Below are 239 nucleotides of genomic sequence, written 5' to 3' on the forward strand. Positions count from 1 at the left end.
ATGTGTTGGCCCTGCGGGGATCGGCCACAAGGCGTGGTGGATCGCCCGCGCGACGTGGCGCTTCGCTGACAGAGATATCCTGGCCGGTCACGTAGCGCGCGGTATCTATCACTTGCTGTACTGAGAAACCTTGACCGTTACCGAGGTTGAACGCGGTGCTTGCACCCCCTGCCAGCAGATAATCCACGGCAAGTGCGTGAGCTGCAACGAGGTCGACAACGTGGACGTAGTCGCGAATG

At 60.7% G+C, this 239-nt stretch carries 1 pseudogene; it reads right to left on the reverse strand.

Annotation, left to right across the window (positions count from 1 at the left end):
- Positions 1 to 239: pseudogene (locus WLY71_RS30980) on the reverse strand (UDP-glucose 4-epimerase GalE); the annotation flags it as partial.

This window comes from Pseudomonas rossensis (genome assembly GCF_039888995.1).
Classification (GTDB): Bacteria; Pseudomonadota; Gammaproteobacteria; order Pseudomonadales; family Pseudomonadaceae; genus Aquipseudomonas; species Aquipseudomonas rossensis.